This window comes from Streptomyces sp. SID13726 (assembly GCF_010548375.1).
Classification (GTDB): Bacteria; Actinomycetota; Actinomycetes; order Streptomycetales; family Streptomycetaceae; genus Streptomyces.
In genome coordinates, this window is sequence record NZ_JAAGLY010000004.1 from 141,508 (window position 1) to 159,710 (window position 18,203).

Annotated in this window: 15 protein-coding genes and 1 pseudogene; 5 read left to right on the forward strand and 11 right to left on the reverse strand. The window is 68.8% G+C overall.

Annotation, left to right across the window (positions count from 1 at the left end):
* Nucleotide 1 precedes the first annotated feature (1 nt).
* Both G3I78_RS11910 and G3I78_RS11915 read left to right on the forward strand, forming a co-directional pair.
* Nucleotides 2-202, forward strand: coding sequence for a DUF397 domain-containing protein (locus G3I78_RS11910; protein WP_164423360.1), 201 nt, complete (start codon nt 2-4; stop codon nt 200-202).
* Nucleotides 203-277: 75 nt separating this feature from the next.
* Nucleotides 278-937: a class I SAM-dependent methyltransferase gene (locus G3I78_RS11915; protein ID WP_164423362.1), complete on the forward strand. Its 660-nt coding sequence runs from the start codon at nt 278-280 to the stop codon at nt 935-937.
* Nucleotides 938-967: 30 nt separating this feature from the next.
* Here G3I78_RS11915 and G3I78_RS11920 read toward each other — a convergent pair whose 3' ends face one another.
* The 3 genes and pseudogenes from G3I78_RS11920 to G3I78_RS11930 all read right to left on the reverse strand — a co-directional run bounded on the left by G3I78_RS11920 (nt 968) and on the right by G3I78_RS11930 (nt 3,221).
* Nucleotides 968-1,264: a hypothetical protein gene (locus tag G3I78_RS11920; RefSeq protein WP_164423364.1), complete on the reverse strand. Its 297-nt coding sequence runs from the start codon at nt 1,262-1,264 to the stop codon at nt 968-970.
* A 174-nt stretch (nt 1,265-1,438) separates the two neighbouring features.
* Nucleotides 1,439-2,814: pseudogene (locus G3I78_RS11925) on the reverse strand (IS1380 family transposase).
* Nucleotides 2,815-2,936: 122 nt separating this feature from the next.
* Nucleotides 2,937-3,221 (reverse strand): RHS repeat domain-containing protein, encoded by a 285-nt coding sequence (locus tag G3I78_RS11930; protein WP_239157775.1) that lies wholly within the window; start codon nt 3,219-3,221, stop codon nt 2,937-2,939.
* Here G3I78_RS11930 and G3I78_RS53180 point away from each other — a divergent pair.
* Entirely contained in the window at nt 3,142-3,465 is a 324-nt protein-coding gene (locus G3I78_RS53180; protein WP_343243724.1) for a class I SAM-dependent methyltransferase, read from the forward strand. The two genes, G3I78_RS11930 and G3I78_RS53180, sit on opposite strands and share 80 nt — an antisense overlap.
* Nucleotides 3,466-4,490: 1,025 nt before the next feature.
* On the opposite strand, the gene G3I78_RS11940 is transcribed toward G3I78_RS53180, so the two are convergent.
* From G3I78_RS11940 to G3I78_RS11975, 8 genes are all read right to left on the reverse strand, one after another.
* A complete protein-coding gene (locus G3I78_RS11940; RefSeq protein WP_164423366.1) occupies nt 4,491-4,823 on the reverse strand; it encodes a hypothetical protein in 333 nt (110 codons plus the stop codon).
* A gap of 116 nt (nt 4,824-4,939) precedes the next feature.
* Complete coding sequence (locus G3I78_RS11945; RefSeq protein WP_164423368.1) at nt 4,940-9,607, reverse strand: putative T7SS-secreted protein; 4,668 nt, start codon at nt 9,605-9,607, stop codon at nt 4,940-4,942.
* Nucleotides 9,607-10,197 (reverse strand): hypothetical protein, encoded by a 591-nt coding sequence (locus G3I78_RS11950; protein ID WP_164423370.1) that lies wholly within the window; start codon nt 10,195-10,197, stop codon nt 9,607-9,609. Before G3I78_RS11950 ends, G3I78_RS11945 begins: the two co-directional genes overlap by 1 nt.
* A complete protein-coding gene (locus G3I78_RS11955) occupies nt 10,194-10,550 on the reverse strand; it encodes an SseB family protein (RefSeq protein WP_343243725.1) in 357 nt (118 codons plus the stop codon). The genes G3I78_RS11950 and G3I78_RS11955 overlap by 4 nt, the downstream gene beginning before the upstream one ends.
* Nucleotides 10,551-10,645: 95 nt before the next feature.
* The gene (locus G3I78_RS11960; RefSeq protein WP_164424157.1) at nt 10,646-11,719 is read right to left on the reverse strand and encodes a hypothetical protein; all 1,074 of its coding nucleotides are present in this window, start codon (nt 11,717-11,719) and stop codon (nt 10,646-10,648) included.
* Nucleotides 11,720-11,831: 112 nt separating this feature from the next.
* The gene (locus tag G3I78_RS11965) at nt 11,832-12,773 is read right to left on the reverse strand and encodes an N-acetylneuraminate synthase family protein (protein ID WP_164423374.1); all 942 of its coding nucleotides are present in this window, start codon (nt 12,771-12,773) and stop codon (nt 11,832-11,834) included.
* A gap of 14 nt (nt 12,774-12,787) precedes the next feature.
* Nucleotides 12,788-14,053: an N-acylneuraminate cytidylyltransferase gene (locus G3I78_RS11970; RefSeq protein WP_164423376.1), complete on the reverse strand. Its 1,266-nt coding sequence runs from the start codon at nt 14,051-14,053 to the stop codon at nt 12,788-12,790.
* Between the two features lie 141 nt (nt 14,054-14,194).
* A complete protein-coding gene (locus G3I78_RS11975) occupies nt 14,195-15,538 on the reverse strand; it encodes a DUF6716 putative glycosyltransferase (RefSeq protein ID WP_164423378.1) in 1,344 nt (447 codons plus the stop codon).
* Between the two features lie 198 nt (nt 15,539-15,736).
* Here G3I78_RS11975 and G3I78_RS11980 point away from each other — a divergent pair, with 198 nt between their 5' ends.
* Both G3I78_RS11980 and G3I78_RS11985 read left to right on the forward strand, forming a co-directional pair.
* Nucleotides 15,737-16,723 carry a glycosyltransferase family 2 protein gene (locus tag G3I78_RS11980; protein ID WP_164423381.1) on the forward strand — a complete coding sequence of 329 codons (987 nt, stop codon included), beginning with the start codon at nt 15,737-15,739 and terminating at the stop codon, nt 16,721-16,723.
* Complete coding sequence (locus G3I78_RS11985; protein ID WP_164423383.1) at nt 16,723-18,090, forward strand: alpha-2,8-polysialyltransferase family protein; 1,368 nt, start codon at nt 16,723-16,725, stop codon at nt 18,088-18,090. Before G3I78_RS11980 ends, G3I78_RS11985 begins: the two co-directional genes overlap by 1 nt.
* Nucleotides 18,091-18,203: the final 113 nt, after the last annotated feature.

Here is an 18,203-nt window from a genome sequence, read left to right on the forward strand (position 1 = left end):
CATGACCGCCCCCGCCCAGTGGAAGAAGTCGTCCTTCTCCGGTGGAGGCGAGGGCAACGACTGCGTGGAGATAGCGAACCTGCGCACCCACATAGCGATCCGCGACTCGAAAGTCCCCACCAGGGCCACCCTCACCTTCCCCCCCACCCCCTTCACCACCTTCCTCGAAGCCCTAAAGTCCCCCCACTCCCCCACCCGATGACCACCAGGCAAACTCCACACGGTGCTCCCCGACTTCACCCCCGCCGACCCGAAGCCCCCCGCTAGGGTGCAGCCCGTGAACGCCGAGACCCCCGACTTCATACGGGCCACCCGAACCGCGTACGACACGATCGCCGAGCCCTACACGGAGCAGTTCTCGGACTGGGCCGGCATCCCCACGCTGGACAGAGCGCAGATCAAGGGTTTCGCGGAGTTGGTGAAGGAGCAGGCGAAGGGCCCGGTGGCCGACATCGGCAGCGGCCCGGGCCACGTGACCGCCGCGCTCCACGCCCTCGGCATCCCGGTGTTCGGCGTGGACGTCTCCCCGAGGATGGTGGAACTGGCCCGCAGAGCCCACCCGGACCTCCGCTTCCACGTCGGCTCGATGACATCGCTGGACCTGCCGTCGGAAACGCTGGGCGGCATCACGGCCCTCTACTCGATCATCCACGTCCCCGACGACCACCTCGCCACGGCCTTCTCAGAGTTCCACCGCGTCCTGGCCCCCGGCGCCCACGCCCTGATCGGCTTCCAGTACGAGCCGGGCGGCGCCCAGCTGCACCTCGACGAACGCTTCGGCCACAAGATCTCCCTCGACTACTACCTCCGCACCCCGGAGGCAGTGGCGGAGCCCCTGTCCAAGGCGAGCTTCCAGGTCATCCTCCAGATACTCAGGGAGCCCCTCGGCGAGGAGAAACTGTCCCGGGCGTACCTGGTGGCGAGGAAGCCGGCTTAAGAAAATCACCGTCCAGAATCTGTAGATTTCTCAGCTCTCGCGCCAGTCGATCGAATTGAGTTTCCAGATTTCGCCGCGCGACAACTGCCAGAGAACCACGACCACACCCTCCCAGGTATCAGCAGTGATTTCTCGTTGCCGAGCCTGGCCATCATCGACGTTCTCCCACACCAGATTCTTGTCCGGGTAAACACTCAAAGACCAGCCAGACTCATGGACCAGCGACACATCAAGATGCTCACCATCCGCATTCTGCAGTTCTGCCAGAATTTTGCGAATTACCGCCGCGCCAGGTTCATCGACGGACTCGCCCATGATGTTGTTCATGAAGTACGTCACTAGCCTCGATCTTTCGCGAGGGTCCACCGACGGAGTCGGTGGACCCTCGCGCTTCCTGGAGTTGACGATGGGCAGGTCGGCGGCCCGGTTGTCGCGTCGGGTGGGCGCCGGGTTCCACTTCCCGGGGCGGGTGATGTTGTTGGGACGGTGGAAGGTTGCCGGTCAGCCGGGGTTGGGCAGGAGCGCGAGTCGTTCGAGGGCGGTAGTGATCTCGCCGGTCCAGGGCCAGTGCCGGGTGAGGCGGAGGATCCTGCGTCGGCCAGTGGTGGCCAACTGGGCGGCCGCGGAGAACAGGCGGAATCGCAGTCGGCGAGGTTCCCAGAGCCGGGCTGTACCGGTGAGGGCGAGCATGGGCATCCAGGCGAGCAGGTCAAGGGCGATCTGGACGATCTCCAACCAGACCTTGTTCTGAGCTGCCCGGTGGAGGGGCAGGTTGCGCAGCCCGGTGGACCGGGCGGCCCGGATCCGGTCCTCGGCCCGGGCCCGCAGCCGGTGACGGAGTTCGAGAGCGGCGATCGGCCGGTCAGGGGTGTTGGTCGCGAAGCACGTGATCCGCATGCCGTCCGCGTCCGTGATCCTCAACTGGGCCCCAGGGTGGGGCCGTTCCTTTCGGACGATCAGCCGCATGCCCTTCGGCCAGCCGTCCAGCAGCCTGCCGGTGAGCTCGGCGATCCAGGCTCCGTCACGGGCCTCACCGTTGGTCTCGACGGCCGGGGTCCAGGCTGAGGCAGGGACCTTCAGCACGTGTTCGTGGATCGCTTCGGTGATCACCATGCCGACGGAGTAGGACAGCCATCGGCCTCGCCTGGCGAGCCAGGACACGAAGTCGTGGGTGCCGCCGGCGGAGTCCGTGCGGATCAGGGTCTGCCGCCCTCGCCGGTAGTGCTTCGGCAGCTGGGCGAGGGCCAGTTGGGCGGTGGTGATGTGGTCGGCAGCGGTGTTGGAGCCGGCGTTCCCCGGTCGCAGAAGGGCAGCGACGGGCTCTCCGGTTCCACCCGGGCCGTGGTCGACGAAGGCCGTCAGGGGTGATGGCCGTAGGTCTTCTTCCAGGTCGCGGCCGCGTCCTCCTTGTCGGAGTGCGCGATCACGAGGACGCCGTCGAGGTCGACCGTGACCTGTCCATCGGTGTCCGGGGCGTTCTTGCCTGCCAACAACCAGACACGGCCCCGGACTTCGGCCCGTGCGGACCGGATGGCCTGCAGGGCTTTCTCGCCGGAGGCGGCGAGGGTGTCGATCAGACGGGAGACCGTCGGGTCGGAGGCGACCGGGCCGAAGACGGCTGGCTCACACCGCAGCATCGCGACGTCCGCGAGGCAGTCACCGCCCAGTGCGACCGCCAGAGCAACGTCCAGGAGGGCCTTGCCGGGATCGTGGACGGCCCGCGGTTTGCGCCACGGAGCCAGAGCCTGGGATACGGCCTGGCCAAGGCCCGTCTTGCGGACCGTCTCGACGAGCAGGACCGACCCGGCCTGGGTGACGACCTGGCGGCCGTCGTCCTGGACGCGGACACGGGGGTAGGACCCGATAGGGTGCTTCACCTGGGAAGTGCCTCCGGCGGTGGCAGGAACAAGGACCTAGACAATCCTCATTCTTGCTGGTCAGAGGCACTTTCTGCTTTCCTGACCGCCTGCCGGACAGCCCGCCTGGTGAAAGCGCGAGGCTAGGCCATCATCTCCGATTGGGCTGCGCTCCGTGACCCACACCTCGATGGGGCAGTACGCAAGATCTTGATGTCGTGGTCTGTTCGCAGAGGGTGGTGCCGTCCCAGGTGAAGTCGATCCGTTCGACGACGGTCTCGCCGTCCTCGGCCAGGCGGAGTTTGGCCCGTGCGGCGCCCCAGAGGGTCGTAGCGGTAGCGCCAGGTGGTGCCGCCCGGTGACCGCTGGGGAAACTCCGCGCCCGCCGCCCCGAGACGCACCGAGCGGTTCTCCGACTGGGCGGGCATCCCGCTGCTGGACAGAGCCCAGATCAACGGCTTCGCGGAGTTGGTGAAGGAGCAGGACGCGGGCCCGGTGGCGGACGTAGGCAGCGGACCCGGTCATGTGACCGCCGCGCTCCACGCCCTCGGCATCCCGGTGTTCGGCGTGGACGTCTCACCGAGGATGGTGGAACTGGCCCGCAGAGCCCACCCGGACCTCCGCTTCCACGTCGGCTCGATACGGCGTTCTCAGAGTTCCACCGCGTCCTGACCCCCGGCGCCCACGCCCTGATCGGCTTCCAGTACGAGCCCGGCGGCACCCACATACACCTCGACGAACGCTTCGGCCACAAGATCTCCCTCGACTACTACCTCCGCACCCCGGAGGCAGTGGCGGAGCCCCTGTCCAAGGCGAGCTTCCAGGTGATCGTCCGCGTACTCAGGGAACCTCTGGGCGAGGAGAAGCCGTCCCGCGCCTATCTGATGGCGAGGAAACCGGCGTAGGGCGACTTCTCCGACAGGCAGAACAACCCCCGAGATCGAACTCATCGAGGCGGACCGCGAACCGGTGGCTCGACAGGTGCATTTCGGCGGGTCGTTCGAGTGGCGCGAAAACCAGCCCTTCAGCTACCACGAGGACAACGCCCTCGCCCGAGACATGCCCGCCGCTCCCGACACTCCATGTGTCGCGGTCTCACGCTGCGGAGTTGCCGGTTCTGCAAGCGAGAGTCTTGTCCACCCCATCTGCAGTTCGAACCCGTTCACTCCGCGAACGTAATCGTCAATCCATCCCGGAGCAGAGACGCTCCCTCGCCGATGAAATGCACCTTCGCATTGTGGGGCGGTTCGACAAAATGAACCAGAGAGCCGTACCGATTGATCCAATCCAGCAGAACCCGGGAGCCCACTGCCGAATCATCGCCCGCAGGATCCACGCTGAATCGCTGTCCCGCTCTCACGATTCCGCCAACACATCGAACGATGCACGTAGCCGACCCGAAACGCACCGCTTCCACCGAGTAGATTTGAAGCTTTCCCAGATTTTGATCATCCATACTTGTAAGCTTCCGCGACGAATTTCCGCACTTGTTCGAGCGACATTTTCGGAGCGTCGAACAATGGCTTTCTGCGCCAGTTCTCCGGCGGGGAGACTGACGGCGACCCCCGCTTCGCGCGGTCCGGAAGGCAGTAAGCGGTGAAGTAAGACGGTAATCCAAGTAAGAACCGATCTACGCAAGAACGGACCTATTTAGATTCCCGGGAGAACCCCGCACGGACGCGGCAGCCCGGATAGCCCTACCTGAAGGGCACTCCAGAGAATGCGAGGTACTCGTACTCTTCCTCAAAGAAAGCAACCGCCGCCGTCTTGTCATGGGAGATGATAACTAGGTCGTTCCCTATGGCTGCACGAAGCTCCTGCGCCCACCCATCTTCGCCTACTTCACAGTCGAGCCAAGGGAAAAAGAGCAGACCAGTCCTACAATAAAACCTGTTCCCCATTCCCGCGTCATTGGCGAAATTTTCAATCCAAAGATTTATCTGCTCTTCGATTTCATCATTAATTCTCGAGTCCGGCAAAGAATCGGAACGCATCCATTCCGAAACCCTCAGACGCACCCAGTCAGGCATCTCATCATCTTGCACGTACCCAAAGCTGCGTACACCCGTGAGCAATTCCGAAATTTCAGAAGCCTGTCCTTCTTCCCTTCGTCGCTGCAACCTCAACCGCAACTCACTGCTCGCCACTAACTGCCCCCAGGGTAGTAGAAGTGATGCTTATCCCCGACCTGCTGATAGCGTTGACCCATCATATTCACTTTAAACTCCCCCGATTTCGGCTGCCCCGCATGAAAGTGCGGATTCGGAGCGTTCGGGTCTCTTGTATGTTCCACGACAACCCGTGAACCACTGGGTGTTTCATACTGGTAGTAACGGCCATGGGAGCCAGGATTTGGATCGTACACGTAGTTGCTGACCCGGTGGCGCTGGGCGGGATCATCACCGACCGTCCACTGCCGAGAAGGCTGCTGACTGCGTGGGACTCCTGCTCTGTCCTTCGCTGCATTGAATGCCTCTTTTCGGTTGGCAAAGTCCAGGTTGCACGGTGCCAAACCGAGAGGGTCGGTCCAGGTGTGGGGATTATGGACGTAGGTGCCGGGGTTAGGGGCAGGGCCAAGTCCCAGAGGGTCAGGCGTTGTGTATCGGGCAGTCTCGGGGTCGTAGTGCCGAAAGAAGTTGTAATGCAACCCCGTCTCAGGGTCGAAGTACTGCCCCGGGAAGCGCAGTGGGGTGTACGCCGTGCTGTCTGCGGCCCATGCCGTTGTGCCCCATAGGGTGCTTCGGGTACGCCAGGCTATGTCGCCGGCCTCGTCGATGAGTTCCGTCGGGGTGCCGACCAGGTCTGTGACTATGGCGAAGAAGCGGGAGTCGATCTCGTTCCGGGGAACGTCTGACGCCGTGATGCGTTCCGTCTGGGCGATCGGGTGCAGGCCCTGGTGGTCCCAGGTCAGGGTGACCGGATTCGGCAGATCCGCTGATGTCGTGGTCTGTTCGCAGAGGGTGGTGCCGTCCCAGGTGAAATCGATCCGTTCGACGACGGTCTCGCCGTCCTCGGCCAGGCGGAGTTTGGCCGTGCGGCGCCCCAGAGGGTCGTAGCGGTAGCGCCAGGTGGTGCCGTCCGGGGTGGTGACCGACGTCAGCCGGTCCTCGGCGTCCCAGGCGTACCGCCAGGTGTCCGGCTTGCGGGACAGACGGGTCTTCTGACGCAGGGTGATGCGGCCGGCTTCGTCGTGTTCGTAGCGGACGCTGCCCGCGCGAGTGATGCGGGTGCCGGTGTAGGAGCGGTCACCGGTCGCCTCCTCGCCCGGGTGGCCGGTCGGCCAGGCCGCCTGGGTCTGGTTTCCCGCCTCGTCGTAGGCGTACGTCTCCGTCCAGTTCGCGGCGTGGACGGCGGTCACCCGGCCCACTGTGTCGAGGTCGAAGCGGCGAGGGCCGTTGAGGTCGTCGTCCACGGCGGTCAGGTTGCCGTCGGCACGGTAGGTGTAGGCGCGCTGCTGGAGACGTCGGCCGGCCGGGCCGGTGAGTTCCTGTTTGGTCAGGCGGCCCAGAGCGTCGAAGGCGTTGGTGAGGGTCACCGACTCGCCTATGCGGCGCGTCAGTTCGCGGCCCGCATCGTCGTACGTGAAGTCGAGGGTGCGGCCCGAGGCCACCATGCCGGTACGGCGGCCCGCCGCGTCGTACGTCCACGTGCTGGTCGCGCCGGTCGGGGTGGTGCGGCCGATGCGGCGGCCCCGCACGTCGTAGGCGTATGTGAGGGTGCGGCCGTCGACCGTCTCGGACAGCACCCGGCCCGCCTCGTCCCGCCGCAGGGCCAGGACCGCGTCCGAGCCGGCCGCCTCGACCAGGCCGCCCCTCTCGTCGTACACATATCCCGTCACCTGGCCCGCCGCCTCCTTGTGCACCACGCGGCCCAGCACGTCCCGCTCGAAGCGGATGTCCTGTCCCAAGGCGGTGGTCTTCGAGGTCAGTTGGCCCGCCGCGTCGTGCGCGTAGGACACCGTGCGGTCATCGAAGTCCGTCTCCGCGATCAGGCGGCCCGCCGGATCGTAGGCGTAACTCCACGTCAAACCCTGCGGGTTGGTGACCTGCGTCAAGCGGAGTTCCGTGTCGTGGGCGAACTCGTAGCGGACTCCGTCCGGACCGGTGCGGGCGGACAGCAGGTCGAAGTGGGTGTACTCGAAGCGGGAGACCGCGCCCGACGCGTCCGTGTGGGTGGTGCAGTTGCCCTCGCCGTCGTACGTCCAGGATTCCGTCGTGCCGTCCGCCGCCGTGCGGCGGGACATGCGGCCCTCCACCGTCCACTCCAGGGCCGTCACCGCGCCCGTGGGGTCCGTGATCCGTACCGGGCGGCCGAAGGCGTCGCGTGCGTAGCGGGTCACCGCGCCCAGGGGGCCGGTGATCTCCAAGGGGAGGCCCGCCGGGTCGCAGTGGACCCTTGTGGTGTCCCCGAGGGCGTTGGTGACGGAGGACAGGTGGCCCCGGTCGTCGTACGTGAAGCGGGTCCTCGTGCCGGAGGCGTCGGTCACCGCCGTTCGGTTGCCGAACTCGTCGAATCTCTGCGTGACTTGGGTGCCGTCCGGGGCCACCACCGTGATCGGCATGCCCTGGTCGTCGTACGCGATGCTCGTGTAGCGGCCGTCCGGGCGTACCGCCAACACCGTGCGGCCCGCCTCGTCGTAGGCGTAGCTCATCGTGCGGCCCAAGGGGTCAGTGACCGTGAGGGGGCGGTGGGCGCGGTCGTGGGTGGTGCGGGTCGTGGCGCCGTCGGGGGTGATCACCGCCGCCACCTGGAGGTCGGCGTTGATCTCGTAAACGGTGCTGTGGCCGAGGGAGTTGACCGCGGTGACGGTTCGGTCGCCGTAGGTGTACGTGTAGCTCAGGTGGCCCGCCTCGCCGCCCTGGGAGACACAGCGGTCCTCGTCGTCGTAGGCGTAGTGGTACGAGGAGTTGTTGGTGTCGGTCCAGGCGGTGATGCGGCCGAGCGTGTCGTTGGTGAAACTCGTCGGCAGGCCCGAGGACTTCGTGACCGTCGAGAGGTGGCCTTCGGTGTCGTAGCCGAAGCGGACCAGCTCGATGTCCTCGGCGGCGGCCAGGTGGAGGGCCGTGATGCGATCGCCGGACCGCTCGATGCGCAGGTCGTAGCCCGCCGAGTGCACGATCCCGGTCGGGGCGCCCTCGTCGTCGTACTCGAAGGTCAGCCACTGGCCGGAGCGGTCGATGATCTGGGAGAGCAGGGCGATGCCGTCGCCGTCTCCGCCCGGACCCGCGAAGTCCCAGACGCGGCCGGCCGCCGGGTCGGTGACCGTGTAGTCGCCGTACTCGTCGACCGTCAGAGGGTGCCCTTCGCCCGCCACGGGCAGGGTCGGGACGCCTGGGGCCGGGTGCGGGTACGCCAGCAACGAACCGTCCTCGCGGACGAGGACGACTCCCTCCGCGTCGATCTCCAGACGCTGGTCGGCCGTCGACGTCCAGCACGGGCCGAACCAGCGGCCCGCCCGGTACGAGGACTCGAACTGGCGGGAGAAGACCAGCGGGAGACGGGCGGGGAGCGACACGTCCGTCTGCGGCAGCGACATGCGGCCGGTGGCCATGTCGATCGGGTCGCTGCCGAACAGCTTGCACTTCAGCTCTCGGGCGACGTCCAGGGGCCCGCGGCGCGTGCCGTCGCGCGCCGCTCCCGTCGCCGCGTCCTTGGCCGCCCCCCGCAGCGCGTCCTTCAGCGCGGCCCGGCCCGCGCCCCCCGCGCCCTTCCCGCCGATCAGGTTGGAGAGCAGGTACCCCGCCGAGTCCCCCGGGTCGCTCGACCATCCCGTCCCCAGCAACGACATCGGCAGCCGCTCGGGGTGGGCCACCGTGCCCACCAGGCCCGCCAGCAGGAGCTGCGAGTTCTTCGACCACTCGCCGGGGTGGGTGAGGTTGTAGGGGTCGAGGGGGTTCAGCGTGCGGGCCAGCTTCAGGGCGTCCGTGCCGCCGCGCAGCAAACCGCCAAGCACGTGGACCGAGTTGAGCTGGGTGCCGACCAACAAGTCCGCCGCGCCCGCCCCGACGCGGTCGGTGAACTCCGGTTCGGGAGGGGCCGATTCGAGGGCGGCGGCGATCCGGTGGCGGGTCTCCCCCGCCGCGTCGGTGCGCTGGCGGCGGGCCTCCTTGAGGATGTCCTCGGCCTCGTTCCGGCCCGCCGTGCCCGGGTCCACGAAGGCACCGGGCTTCGTCGGCTTCGTGCCCGGGTCGCCGCCCGCCTCCGCCGTCGCGTTGTAGCGGTCGGCCGCCTGGTTGTAGTCAGCCACGCTCGTTTCGTACGCGTCCGCCGCCCGTCGCGAGGCGTCCCTCGCCTCGCGATACGTGTCGATCGCCAGCTGCGCCTGCTGCTGCGCCCAGCGGACCATGTCCGCGTACGCGTCCAGCGCGGAGGCCGCCGCCGTGCACGCGTCCGCCGCGGTCAGCCACTGCTTGGGCTGGACCTCGAACTTCGCCCGGAAGGCGTCGGCCGCCTGGCCCTGCCAGCTCCCGGCGTCCAGTGAGCGCATGCCCTGGCCGACGTTCTCGAACGCCCCCGCGAACTTCCGCAAGTGGGCGGCCCGTTCCTCCAGGGCCGGCACGCTGCCGTGCAGCAGTTCCTTCGGATCCTCGGTCTCGCCCAGCGCGCGTTCGGAAACCGTGCCGCCGAGGCGGTTGTTCACGCCCTCGCCGAAGTCCCGTACGCCTTCGGCCATACCGTCCGCGCCGGCCGCCGACAGGCCGTCCGCCACGCCGTCCGCAGTCCAGTTGACGGCCTCGCCAACCCCCTTGCCGACCCCCGCCGCCGCGCTCTCCAGACCGTCGCCGAGGTCGTCGACCAGATCCCCGAAGCCCATCAGCCCTCGCCCTCAGCGGAGTTGGCCGGTCCGCTCCACTGCCAGTCCGTTCGGGGGTCGAGGAACGCGTCCGGTGTCACCGTCGAGGTCGAGACGTCCTCCGCCGCCTGCGACCAGGCCGCCTTCACCTCGTCCTGACCGGACGTGAACGACTCCGCGCTGTAGTCGGCGTGCGCCGCCTGGGAGACGGGGTTGTCCTTCAGCGTCTGAGACCAGGAACGTTCCTTCACCTCGTCCGGCGACAGGTACGGGTTGCCCGTGCCGGCCGTCCACACCGACTTCAGTGTGTCCGACACGTACTGTTCCTGCTCGTGGTACAGGCCCGCCGACAGGCCCAGGCGGCCCGCGAACTCGTTGGCGTCCTGCATCAGCGAGCGCACGCCCCAGCCCCAGCGGTCGCAGAAGTCCGAGAACACGCCTTGCAGGCCGTCGTCGCCCACCTCAAGGCCCGTCATCGACAGGTCGTCGAAGCCGCGGCCCAGGTTCGCCTCGATGTCGAAGCCGAAGTCCTTCAGTTCGGCCATCGCCTGGTTGATGCCTCGGGTGATCCGTGCCATCGCCTCCGGATCGGCCTGGTAGCCGTCGCTCACGCCCCGGCCACCTCGGAGTCCAGCGCCACCGCGTCCGGCACGATCCCCGTCACCGGCGGCAGGACGAGGCCGGCCGGGCTGCCCGCGTCCACCGCGATGCCGGTCGGGCCGTCCACGGAAGGGATCACCTGGTCCAGCAGCCGCGCCCCGTGCACCGGCACCCAGTCGGGCACGGCCTCACCGCGCGCCTCGGCGAAGCGTTCCAGCGCCGCGCGTTCCGTGAACGCAAACAGCCAGCGAATGCCGCCCGCCTCCGCCGACAGCAGCGAGCCGTCGGCCACCGGCACCAGGACCTCCCTGCGCCGGAACTCCCCGATCTCCGCCCGTCGTTCCCGCAACGCCTCGGCACGCACGCCAGCCGCCCCCGTCGTAGCCCTCATCGAACATCGAACGTCGCACAAGTGAACGACGATGCTAGACGATTCAGCTGTGCGCCGGCCTCGGTGTTTCAGACAACCGGGGCCGCCGCCACCGCCGACAGCCGGTGCACATCACGTGCCGTCCCCGTGACCCCCGACAGGAAGCCCTGGGCCCGCGGCGAAGCCGTCTCCGTCAGCCAGTCCGGGTCGATGTCGCAGACCGCCACGCGGACCTCCGTGCCGGCCAGCGCCAGCGGCAGGGTGTGGACGACCGTCGAGGGGAAGCTGAGGATCGTACGGCCGATGGGGCCGCGGCGGGCGATGAGTTCGAGGGGGAGGTCGGGGCGGACGATCTCCAAGCCCGTCTCCACGGCGAGACGGTGGAGCTTCTCCGTGGACTCGCGGCGGTGGGCGAAGTAGCGGGTGGCGCCATGGGTCTTGGCCAGGCCGGTCACCGCCTCCAGATAGCGGTCGGCGTCCACCACGCCCGTCTCGACGAGCGAAGTGCCCACCATGTCCGCGCCCTTGGTGATGCGCGGCGGTCCGAAGCGGGCGCGGGTCCAGGCGAAGGAGTTGACCGAGGTGGTCACGCCGGGCGGGGTCTCCTCCATCGGCATGGAGGTGAAGATCTCGACTCCGCGTCCCTCTCCGGGCGTCAGGCGTTTGCGGGCCGCCGTGGAGATGGGGGCGAAGGCCAGGTCGCGGGGGCTGGGCCGGCCGCCCTTGCGGTGCCAGCGGACCAGGCGTTCACCGCGGGCCAGTTGGGCGACGAACTCCATCGTCGCCGTGCCGTCGTCGACCACGACCAGGTCGGTGGCGCGCGTGATGGTCAGCAGGAGCTGCACATAGCGGGAGAAGGGGTCGCCGAGCACGACACGGTCGGCCCTGCGGAGCATGCCCGCGAGGCCGCCGATGGTCTGGAAGGGGGCCGCGGGGCCGCCCCTCGCCTCCTCCCAGCGGACCTCATGGCCCTCGTCGCGGGCGAGTTCGGCCATCCGGCGCAGCTGGCCGCGGGTCATGGGGTCGGTCGGGGACAGCACGACGAGGGTGAGCTCCGCGCCGGACGCGCGGGCGTGGGCCCACTCCAGCACATTGAGGAGCTGTACCGGACTCTCGACGAACGCGAGAGTGTGGGGGCCGGTGTTCCCGGCACGGGGGCTCATCGACGTACGACCGTCCCGTCGTAAGGCGCTCATCAGGCGCGCGTATGCAGTGGGCGCTCGAAGGAGGTCGGGGCCCGGAAGGTCTCCGGGCCCCTCGCTCGCCGAAGAGGGATCAGACCGAGACGGGCTCGCCGGCCGCGGCGGCGATCTCCGCCTCCGCGACGACACCCGAGACACGGCGCAGCTTCTTCATCGGGCCGAGCTCCGAGTCGTAGACCTTCTTGACGCCGTCACCGAGGGAGGCCTCGATGGTGCGGATGTCGCGGACCAGGCGGACCAGGCCCTGCGGCTCGACGGAGGCGGCCTGGTCGGAGCCCCACATGGCGCGGTCGAGGGTGATGTGGCGCTCGACGAAGGTGGCGCCGAGGGCGACCGCCGCGAGGGTGGTCTGCAGGCCCGTCTCGTGGCCGGAGTAGCCGATCGGGACGTTCGGGTACTCGTCCTGGAGCGTGTTGATCACGCGCAGGTTGAGCTCCTCGGCCTTGGCCGGGTAGGTCGAAGTGGCGTGGCAGAGAAGGATGTTGTCCGAGCCAAGGACCTCGACCGCGTGGCGGATCTGCTTCGGGGTCGACATGCCGGAGGACAGGATGACCGTACGGCCGGTGGCGCGCAGGGAGCGCAGCAGCTCGTCGTCGGTCAGGGAGGCGGAGGCCACCTTGTGGGCGGGGACGTCGAACTTCTCCAGGAAGGCGACGGCCTCGGTGTCCCACGGGGAGGCGAACCAGGCGATGTCCTTGCTCTTGCAGTACTCGTCGATCTGGCGGTACTCGTCCTCACCGAACTCCACGCGGTGGCGGTAGTCGATGTAGGTCATGCGGCCCCAGGGGGTGTCGCGCTCGATGTCCCACTGGTCGCGCGGGGTGCAGATCTCGGGGGTGCGCTTCTGGAACTTCACGGCGTCACAGCCGGCCTCGGCGGCCACGTCGATGAGCTTGAAGGCGTTCTCCAGCTCGCCGTTGTGGTTGATGCCGATCTCGCCGCAGATGTAGACGGGCTGGCCGGGGCCGGCGATCCGCGAGGAACCGAACGCGCGCAGGCGGGAGTTGGTGCTCATGGCAGGAACTGTCCTTACTTGTCGAGGGAGTCGAGAGAGGGGCCGAGGATCCAGCTGGCGATCTCTCGGATCGCGCCGTCGCCACCGGGGAGGGTGGTGACCGCACGGGCGGCGCCGCGTACCACGTCGTGGGCGCTCGCGACCGCCACGGGCCAGCCCACGAGGGCGAAGCACGGGAGGTCGTTGACGTCGTTGCCGACGTAGAGCACGCGCTCGGGCGCGATGCCCTGCTCCTCGCACCACTGCTTCAGTGCGAGGTCCTTCCGGTCGATGCCGTGCAGGACCGGAATCTGTAGCTTCCGGGCCCGGGCGGCGACGACCGGGTTCTGCTCCGTGGAGAGGATCAGCATCTTCAGGCCGCTCTTGCGCAGGGCGGCGATGCCGAGCCCGTCTCCGCGGTGCACGGAGACGAACTCCTTTCCATCGGCGTCGATCAGCACCCGGTCGTCGGTCTGGGTGCCGTCGAAGTCCAGGACGACCGCGTCGATGTCGTCGGCGGTCGGCAGCGAACCGGGGCGGTCCGCGTCGAAGAGGGGCGCGAGTGCCCGCGCCCGCGACAACTCGTGGTGGTCGTCGATCTCCAGCACGCGCGCGGGGTCGGTGCGCACGAGTTCGGTGCGGCCGAAGAAGCGGTGCTGGTGCTTGCGGAAGCCGGTCGCGTCCATGCCGTAGACGGCGCCGGTCTCCAGGAAGTCCTGGGGGCGGTCCTGGCGGCGCGGGCGGAACGACTTGTCGTGGTTGACGCCGTAGCCGCCGCCGACGGCCGCGTCGGCCTCCTCGACGGTGCCCGCGCGGGCCTCGTCGTCGGCGTCGCGCCACACGAAGCCGTGGAAGGGGGCGACGGTCATCGCGGAGTCCGCGCTGTTGTCGACGATGGCGCCGACGACTCCGTCCACGTCCTCGCGGATGATGAACGGGCTGGTGCACTGCACGAGGAGCACGATGTCGACCGGCGCTCCGTGCAGAGCCTCGTGGGCGTCCATGGCGTGCAGGACGGCGGCCTCGGAGGTCGCGGTGTCCCCGGCGATGGCGGCGGGGCGCAGCACGACCTCGGCGCCGGCCGAGCGGGCGGCCGCGGCGATGGCCTGGTCGTCGGTGGAGACGACCACGTCGGTCACCAGACGGGAGGCGCGGCACTCGCGTACGGCCCGGGCGACCAGCGGGACGCCACCGACCGGGGCGAGGTTCTTCGCGGGCACGCCCTTGGAGCCGCCGCGCGCGGGGATGACCGCGAGTACCCGGCGCACGGAGGCGTGTTGGCCGGTTTGCGGGTGGGACATGGGGTGGGCTCCTTGGGCTGCGGGCGGAGAGTTCGGGGGTCGTTCGTCGGGTGCGGGTCTGCGGGGGCTGGTCGCGGTCCGCGGCGGAGCCGCTGATCGATACAGCCCCGCGCCCCTAAGTGGGTTGGCCTTCAGCGGTGTTCACAGCTCGCCCATCCGTCTGATCACCGGGGCCACCCGCTGGACGCCGTGCCGGTATGCGCCCCTCGCCGCCCTGCGGACGATCTGGCGGACCGGGCCCGGCTCCTTGTCGTGGGCCGGGGCGCCCGGGAGCGGGGTGCCGTCCGGGCCGAGGTGGTGGCCCGCGAGGATGCCGGGGAGGTAGCCGGGGGCGGTGACCGGTGTGTAGTACGGGGTCAGCGGGGGCCGCTCGGAAGCGGCCAGCAGCTTCGCGATCCGCTCCCGCGCCGCGTCGAAGGCGTGCTCGTACGTGCCGTCCGCGGCCACGCCCTGCCGGGCCACCCACTCCTCGTCCGGCACCGGCCGGTGTCCCGCGTCCAGTTGGTCCCAGGAGGCGAGGCAGCCGGAGCCCACGAAGTGGTGGTTGCCGAGCACCTCGCGTACGCCCAGGTCGCTGAGGATCACCGTCGGGATCCGGCGGTGCAGCGACTCCAGCGCGGCCGTGGAGCTGATGGTGACCAGCAGGTCGGTGCGGTCGAGGACCTCGCCCATGTTGCCGTACACCAGACGGAAGTTGGCCGGCGGATCGAGCCGCTGGATCAGCTTCTGGTACGGCAACTCCTCGATGTGGGTGGTGTGTTCGCCGGGCTTGGAGCGGAGCTTGAGGAGGACCTCGCGCTCGGGGTGCAGCCGGGCGTGCTTCACCAGGCGCTCCAGCAGGTACGTCCGGTCCCTGCGGTTGTCCGGCACCGAGGGCTGGACCGCGAACACCACGGTGTACGGGTTGTGTTCACCTTCGTAGCCCGCACCGCCGAGGAACGGCAGCGCGACCTCGGTGACCGAGGAGGCGTCGGCGCCCACACCCTCGTAGACCGCGGTGAACCGCTCCGCGTCCTGGCGGGAGTTGGCGAGGACCAGGTCGGCGCCGTGCCGCAGGAGCAGACCGTCGGCGAGCTTCTCGTAGACGACGCCGACATAGCCGGTGACGACGACGGGACGCTTCTCGACGCCCTTCCAGACCCGCGCCAGGCCGTGCAGCATGGCCTGGACACCGCCGCCGACGAGGGCCAGCACGACGATGTCGTACGACTTCTCGGCCATGGCGTGCAGGAACTCGACGGCCGTGACCTCGCGCAGCGAGTTCGCGCGGACGCCCACTTCCTCGAGCTGGCGCGCGGTGGGCGTGGCCCGGCCGCGCAGCAGGTATCCGTCCAGCGCGAGACCGACTTGCGCCCCGGCTCGGGGTCCGGCTTCCATGGACGGGCCCGGGGCGATGCGGTCGGCGGTCAGCGCACCCCATTTCCAGCGGGTGTCGGAGTCCGCGAGGACGGCGATTCGGAGGGACTTCGTTGTACTTGGCGGCACGACGAAGACGCTAGGAAGCAATTTCTAGGTGCGGCCCAACCGCGAATCAACGAAAAGTTAACAACACACCACCGAGAGCCGAACTGGCCCGCTGAAGACCGGGAAGTACACGGGATGCACCGTTCCGACACATCGAGTTCACCCAGAATCCCCTTGCCGGAAAGTTACCCAGCCGGACCGCCTTCTAGCGTTTCGCGGGTGCCTAAGCTCTCCGTCATCGTGCCGTTCTACAACGTGCAGCAATACGCCCCGGACACCCTCCGAAGTCTTCGCATGAATGCCCGACGGGACTTCGAGTTCGTGCTGGTGAACGACAAGTCCAAGGACGAAACTCCGGCGATTCTCGACCGTGCGGCCGAGGAACTCTCGGACGTCGCCCAGGTGCAGGTCATCCACCACGAGACGAACGGAGGGCTCGCCACCGCGCGCAACACCGGCCTGGACGCGGCGCGCGGCGAGTACCTGACGTTCCTTGACGGCGACGACTGGCTCGCGCCGGGATACCTCACGGAACTGGTCACCGCCATCGAGGAGTTGGGCTGCGACTTCGTCCGCACCGACCATGTGCAGACCGTCGCGCGCGCCCGTACCGTGCACCGGGTCCCGATCGGGCGGCGGAACGAGGTGATGAACCCCCGGGACGCGATCCTGCCCGCCGACCGCTCCACCTCCGTCGACTACGCGTACGCGTGGGCCGGTGCCTACCACCGCCGGCTGCTCGACAAGGGCCTGCTGCACTTCACGCACGGGCTGCGCACGGCCGAGGACCGGCCGTGGATCTGGAAACTGCACCGCGAGGCCGAGTCGTTCGCCGTGGTGAGCCTGCTCGGCGTGTTCTACCGGCGCGGGGTGGCCTCCTCCCTGACCCAGATCGGCGACGCCCGCCAGCTCGACTTCATCCGCGCCTTCGACCAGGTCATCGAGGAGACGGCGGCGGACCGGGACGCGGACCAGCTGCTGCCCAAGGCGGTGCGCACCTACTGCGCGATCATCGCCCACCACCTCTCCGACGAGTCCAAGTGGGAACCCGCCGTGGCCAAGCAGCTGCGGACCATGAGCGCGGCGGCCATAAAGCGGATGCCGCAGAGCGCGCTCGGTGACGTACTCGACACGATGGACCTGGACCGCTCGGCCAAGCTGCGGCGGCTGCGGCGGCGGGTCACCTCTGCAAAGGCGGCCGCGTGATGTCCCGGACCAGCTCCCGTACGACCCCGCGCACCACCCCTCGTACGACCCAGATCTTCTGCGCCTCCACGCTGTACGGCGCGGTCACGCTGGCCGCCGCGATCGACTCGGACCTCTTCGAGGAGGCCGAGCGCAGGGTGCTGCTGGTGTTCAACAACACCGCGACACCGGAGACCTCGACGCCGCTGGACGAGATGCCGGGCTTCGGCCCGCTGCGCGACCACTTCGACGAGGTGCTGTCGTGGAACGAGGCGATCCGCCCCTTCCACCCGGGCTCCTGGACCCCCCGCCCGGACGACGTCCCCCTCTTCGAGCGCTATCTGCGGCTGCTGTGGGGCCTCGGCGACGACCGGGTCGAGCTGGTCCTGGAGTCCATCCAGGTCGCCCCCGCGCTCACCGTGGCCCAGCTGTTCACCGGCGCCCCCGTCGACGTGTACGCCGACGGCCTGATGAGCTACGGCCCCACCCGCAACAAGCTCGACCCGCTGGTCGGCACCCGGGTACGCAGACTGCTGCACCTGGACCTCATCCCGGGCCTCACACCGACATTGCTCACCGAGTTCGACGTGCCGCCGGTCGTGGTGCCGACCTCCGCCTTCCTGAAGGCGATGGGTGAACTGACCGCGTCCGTCGAGGAGTTGCCGCGGCTGCCGGACGACTCGGCGCTGCTGCTCGGCCAGTACCTGTCGGCGCTGGGCATCCTCACCCCGGAAGAGGAGGAGGAGCTGCACGTACGGATGCTGAAGGGCGCGGTCGCCAAGGGCCACCGTACGGTCGTCTTCAAGCCGCACCCCAGCGCCCCGGGCCGCTTCAGCCGCGCCCTGGAGGCCGAGGCCGAGAAGCTCGGGGTGGACCTCACCGTCCTGGACTCGCCGGTGCTCGCCGAGGTGCTGTTCGAGAAGGCCCGGCCCGCGCTGGTCGTCGGCTGCTTCTCCACCGCGCTGTTCACGGCGTCCGCCCTCTACGACCTGCCGGTCGCCCGCATCGGCACCGAGCTGCTCCTGGAGCGGCTGACGCCGTACCAGAACAGCAACCGGGTGCCGGTCGTGCTGGCCGACGCGGTGCTGCCGGATCTGGAGGGGCGCAAGGGCGAGGAGGTCCTGCCGGCGGACACGCTCAACGCCCTGGTGACCGCGCTGAGTTTCACGATGCAGGCGCAGATCTACCCGCCGCTGCGCCCGGCCGCCGAGCGCTATCTCTCCCGGCATCTCGGCCCGCGCACCCGGCGTTACTTCCGCAAGCGGCGTCTGACCTCGCTGGGCCTGCCCGGCGGCATCCCGGAGCGGCTGGCGTTCCTGCCGCACAACGCGACCGCGCGCCGGATGGTGCGCAGGGCACGGGCGTTGAAGAAGGCCGTACGGAAGTAGGCGGTGCGGGGTTCCGTCGGCCGCGGTTGCGCGGAACCCCTGGGAAGACTGAGGGAATCCTGTACGACAGCCAGGTGAACGCTTGGAGAGGACTGAGCAAAGGGCCACCTGAT

What these genes read in the sequence shown, in the direction of transcription:
- G3I78_RS11910 (WP_164423360.1), top strand. Translation starts at nt 2, where the DNA reads ATGACCGCCCCCGCCCAGTGGAAGAAGTCGTCCTTCTCCGGTGGAGGC.
- G3I78_RS11920 (WP_164423364.1), bottom strand. Translation starts at nt 1,264, where the DNA reads ATGAACAACATCATGGGCGAGTCCGTCGATGAACCTGGCGCGGCGGTA.
- G3I78_RS11930 (WP_239157775.1), bottom strand. Translation starts at nt 3,221, where the DNA reads ATGCCCGCCCAGTCGGAGAACCGCTCGGTGCGTCTCGGGGCGGCGGGC.
- G3I78_RS11940 (WP_164423366.1), bottom strand. Translation starts at nt 4,823, where the DNA reads ATGCCTGACTGGGTGCGTCTGAGGGTTTCGGAATGGATGCGTTCCGAT.
- G3I78_RS11945 (WP_164423368.1), bottom strand. Translation starts at nt 9,607, where the DNA reads ATGGGCTTCGGGGATCTGGTCGACGACCTCGGCGACGGTCTGGAGAGC.
- G3I78_RS11960 (WP_164424157.1), bottom strand. Translation starts at nt 11,719, where the DNA reads ATGAGCCCCCGTGCCGGGAACACCGGCCCCCACACTCTCGCGTTCGTC.
- G3I78_RS11965 (WP_164423374.1), bottom strand. Translation starts at nt 12,773, where the DNA reads ATGAGCACCAACTCCCGCCTGCGCGCGTTCGGTTCCTCGCGGATCGCC.
- G3I78_RS11970 (WP_164423376.1), bottom strand. Translation starts at nt 14,053, where the DNA reads ATGTCCCACCCGCAAACCGGCCAACACGCCTCCGTGCGCCGGGTACTC.
- G3I78_RS11985 (WP_164423383.1), top strand. Translation starts at nt 16,723, where the DNA reads ATGTCCCGGACCAGCTCCCGTACGACCCCGCGCACCACCCCTCGTACG.